Genomic DNA, 4,071 nt, shown 5'->3' on the forward strand with positions numbered 1-4,071 from the left:
CCATTTCGTTCGACAACACCTCGGCCAGCCTGTTCTGGCGGCCGGCCGGCGTCGAGACCATGCCCACCCAGATCCTTTCCATGCTCAAGATTTCGATCAGCCCGGAGATCAACGCGCTCGGCACCGTGATGATCCTGGTGACCGTCGGCATCCCGTTGATCGGCGGCCTGATCCTGCAGAGCCTGACGAAGTTGAAGAGACGCGGCGAACCAAAGGAGGAAGTACGATGAAACTGACGACGACCAAGCGGCTGAAACGGCTGCACGACCGGTATGCCAATGGCGATCTGAGCCGCCGCACTTTCCTGACGCTGACGGCGGCGGCCGCCGCGTCGGCGGGGCTTTCCATGCCGTGGATGGGCCGGGCGCTCGCCGCGGTCGAGGAAGTCCGCTTCGACGGCTGGGGCGGCACGGTGCAGGACGCGATCGACAAGTTCGCCTTCCAGCCCTACACGGCCAAGACAAAGATCAAGGTGGTGCAAGGCACGTTCGGCGACGAGGATGAGATCATCACCAAGATCAAGACCGCTAAGCCTGGCGATTACCAGGTCATCCATTCCTCAGGCGTCAACTACTACATCAAATACGTCAATGGCGGCCTGACCTCGGAGATCAACGAGGCCAACATTCCCAACATGGCGAATGTGCTGCAGCCGATGATCGAGCCGTTCCGCAAGCTGACGCCGAAGCTGTCGGCCGTGCCTTACGACTACGGCACGACCGGCATTGCCTACAACACCAAGGTGATCTCGCCCGAAGAAGCCAAGGAAAAGGGCGCGGCACTCCTGCTCGACAAGAAATATGCCGGCAAGGTCGGCGGCTATTCCGACATGACGACGCGCGTCTGGTACGCGGCCCTGGCCACCGGACAGGATCCCAACAACCTCAAGGACATGGACACGATCTGGGCCAAGGTGCGCGAGACGCGCGACCTCGCCAAGAAGTTCTGGAGCTCCGGCGCGGAGTTGATGGACCTGCTTTCCAAGGGCGAGATCGTGGTGACCGACGCCTGGTCGGGCCGCGTCGCGGCGCTGCAGGACCAGGGTCATCCGATCGGCTATCTCGATCCGGCCGGCTCCTATGCCTGGATGGAGGACATGCTCATCCTGAAGGGCTCGCCGATGACGGAGTGCGAGGAGCTGATCAACTTCATGCTCGACCCGGCGACCTCGATCGCGGTGGCCGAGGGCCAGAGCTATCCGCCGTCGCTCGACCCGACCAAAGTCAAGCTGACCGACAAGATCGCGAAGCTGCCGGCCTTCGATCCGACGGGCACGATGAAGGCGCTGACCTTCGCCGATCCGGTCTACTGGGCGACCAATGAGGACGCCTGGACCAAGCAGTGGAACAGGATCTCGAAAGGTGCCTGACAGCCAGGACACGAAAATCCATCCCCGGCCGGCCTCGGCCGGGGCACAGGGCGCGAGCGCGGCCGCCGGGGCGAACAGCCCGGCGGTCGAGTTCCGCAACATCGACATCGCCTACGGCAAGTTCGTCGCGGTGCGCGATTTCTCGCTGTCGATCCGCAAGGGCAGCTTCGTCACGCTGCTCGGCCCTTCAGGTTGCGGCAAGACGACGATCCTGCGCTCGATTGCCGGGCTGGTCGACATTTCGGCGGGCCAGATCATGATCGGCGGACGCCGCGTCGACGACGTGCCGATCTACAAGCGCAACATCGGCCTGGTGTTCCAGAGCTATGCGCTCTTTCCCCACAAGAGCGTGTTCGACAATGTCGCCTTCGGCCTGAAATACCGCAACGTGGCGAAGCCCGAGATCAAGCGCAAGGTCGGCCAGGCGCTCGACATGGTGCGGCTGCCGGGCAGCGAGAAGAAACTGCCCTCGCAATTGTCGGGCGGCCAACAGCAGCGCATCGCGCTGGCCCGCGCCATCGTCTTCGAGCCGCAGGTGCTCTTGCTCGACGAGCCGCTCTCGGCGCTCGACGCCAACATGCGCGAGGAAATGCGCGTCGAGATCAAGAAGATCCAGAAGGAAACCGGCATCACCGCCATCTTCGTCACGCACGACCAGGAAGAAGCGCTGTCCATGTCGGACCGCATCGTGGTGATGAATTCCGGCTCGGCCGAGCAGATCGGCACGCCGGAAGAAGTCTATGAGCGCCCGGCCACCGCCTTCGTCGCCGACTTCCTCGGCAAGGCCAACATGCTTTCGGGCACCGTGAGCCGATCCGACGGGCCGACAATTGTCACCCTGGCCAGCGGCCAGACGGTCAATGTGCTGTCACCCAAGCCGCTGGCGACCGGCAGCGCCGTCACGGTGGTGGTGCGGCCGCAGAAACTGGCGGTCGGCGGAGCGAACGCCAACCGCCTCCCCGGCCGCGTCGTCTCGACTTCCTATCTCGGCGGCAGCGCCATCTACGAGGTCGACATCGGCGGCAAGACGAGCATCCGCGCCAACGCAGCGATCAACGGCCGGGTGCTCAGCGAAGGTGAAACGATCGAGCTCGGCTTCGACCCGGACGACTGCGTCTTGCTGGACGAGGACGGACGACGGATTTCCTGAGATCGGGACGCGATCTCGGCCCGGCTCCAGTCGACGCCTGACCGGCCGGGCATCAGTCGCAAAACCTCATTTCCACGGCAATTTCGACGCCCGCTCCAACGCTGGCACCCCCGGTCGTAAGCCACAAGTCCTGCCATCGACGACGCGAACGGTCGCGCCGCAAAGGATGGAGACGACGATGACGAGTTTGGAACACACCGCTTCTGAAACCGGTCGATCGGGCCGCGGCCTGGTCGACTTTGCCAGCCGCGCGCTCAGGCATTTCTATCGCGCGATGAGGATGCGCAGCGACCGCGCCGCCATGCAGGCCATGCCCGATTATCTGCTCAAGGACATGGGTATCGCCCGTTCGGAAATCGACCATTACACCTCGATGCGCTACGCGGCGTCCGACACCGACCGGATGGATATCGGCAACGTCAGATGACCGCCCGTGGCGAGCGTGGCCATGCCGTCGACAAGCTCCGGGCGCTTCCCAACGCCCGGGATTTTTGCGCTCCGGCGCATTCGGTTCATGCGTAGGCCATGCCGTTTCAAACGATACGTCAAACGCCAATTTCCACGGTAGGCGTATGAAAAATTCCACGGTCGCATCCACTCTCGTTCAAACGCTCCATCGGCAAACAGAGGCCGTCACGGCAACCAAGCCGCAAACGAACCTTTGGAGATGAAGATGCAACCCAACACCAAACCTGCACGGCTTCCGCTCAATGGCGTCGACACGCCGAACCTGATGGCGACGATCAATTTCGTCGCCGGGCAGCCGGAGCTCGCCAAGTTCCAGTTCCGCGCCCACAATGAGTGGATCGAGGGCACGCACAGCAAGACCGTCATGAACGGCTTCTTCGGCGCCGGCAACGAGCAGAAGCACGAGAAGCCGCACTATGCCGACGCCGACCATCCGGCGATCCTTTGCGGCGCCGACAATGCGCCGACGCCGGTCGAGTGGCTGCTGCACGGCCTGGCCGGCTGCCTGATGGCGGGCGTCGCCAACATCGCCGCCGCGCGCGGCATCAAGCTCACCAGGGTGAAGTGCTCGGTCGACGGCGACATCGACCTGCGCGGCATCCTCGGCATCTCGGACGAGGTCCGCAACGGCTTCCAGAACATCCATGTGTCGTTCGAGATCGAGGGCGACGCGCCGGCCGAGAAGCTGCAGCAGTTGGTCGAGCAGTCGCGCGCCCGTTCGGCGGTGTTCGACGTGCTGACCAAGGGGGTGCCGGTCACCGTCGGCATCAAGACCATCCAGTAAGCCGGCTGGCGGTCCGGAACCGATCCGGGCCGCCTCTCCTGCCATTGACGGAACAGAACATGAGACGCGCGGACGTCGTCATCATCGGCGCGGGCCAGGCCGGCCTTGCGCTCAGCCATTGCCTGGGCCAGGCCGGCATCGACCATGCCGTGCTGGAGCGCGGCCGCATCGGCGAGCGCTGGCGCTCGCAGAGCTGGCGCTCGCTTCGGCTGCTCACGCCGAATTGGCTGAATGCGCTCCCCGGCTCGCCCTATAAGGGCGGCGATCCTGACGGCTTCATGAGCAAAGGGGCTTTCGTGG

The 4,071-nt window shown here is 64.1% G+C and carries 5 protein-coding genes and 1 pseudogene; all 6 read left to right on the forward strand.

What is annotated here, in order from left to right:
• Window positions 1-230: pseudogene (locus EOD07_RS25170) on the forward strand (ABC transporter permease); the annotation flags it as partial.
• Window positions 227-1,369 (forward strand): ABC transporter substrate-binding protein, encoded by a 1,143-nt coding sequence (locus EOD07_RS25175; RefSeq protein WP_127237344.1) that lies wholly within the window; start codon window positions 227-229, stop codon window positions 1,367-1,369. The pseudogene EOD07_RS25170 and the gene EOD07_RS25175, both read left to right, overlap by 4 nt.
• On the forward strand, window positions 1,362-2,519 hold the full coding sequence (locus tag EOD07_RS25180; RefSeq protein ID WP_127237345.1) for an ABC transporter ATP-binding protein: 1,158 nt from the start codon (window positions 1,362-1,364) through the stop codon (window positions 2,517-2,519). Before EOD07_RS25175 ends, EOD07_RS25180 begins: the two co-directional genes overlap by 8 nt.
• A 178-nt stretch (window positions 2,520-2,697) precedes the next feature.
• Window positions 2,698-2,946 (forward strand): DUF1127 domain-containing protein, encoded by a 249-nt coding sequence (locus tag EOD07_RS25185; protein ID WP_164772503.1) that lies wholly within the window; start codon window positions 2,698-2,700, stop codon window positions 2,944-2,946.
• A 246-nt stretch (window positions 2,947-3,192) separates the two neighbouring features.
• On the forward strand, window positions 3,193-3,771 hold the full coding sequence (locus EOD07_RS25190; protein ID WP_040980443.1) for an OsmC family protein: 579 nt from the start codon (window positions 3,193-3,195) through the stop codon (window positions 3,769-3,771).
• Between the two features lie 59 nt (window positions 3,772-3,830).
• On the forward strand, window positions 3,831-4,071 hold a 241-nt coding region (locus EOD07_RS25195; RefSeq protein WP_127237348.1), incomplete at its 3' end, for an FAD-dependent oxidoreductase.

It is taken from the genome of Mesorhizobium sp. M2C.T.Ca.TU.002.02.1.1 (genome assembly GCF_003997225.1).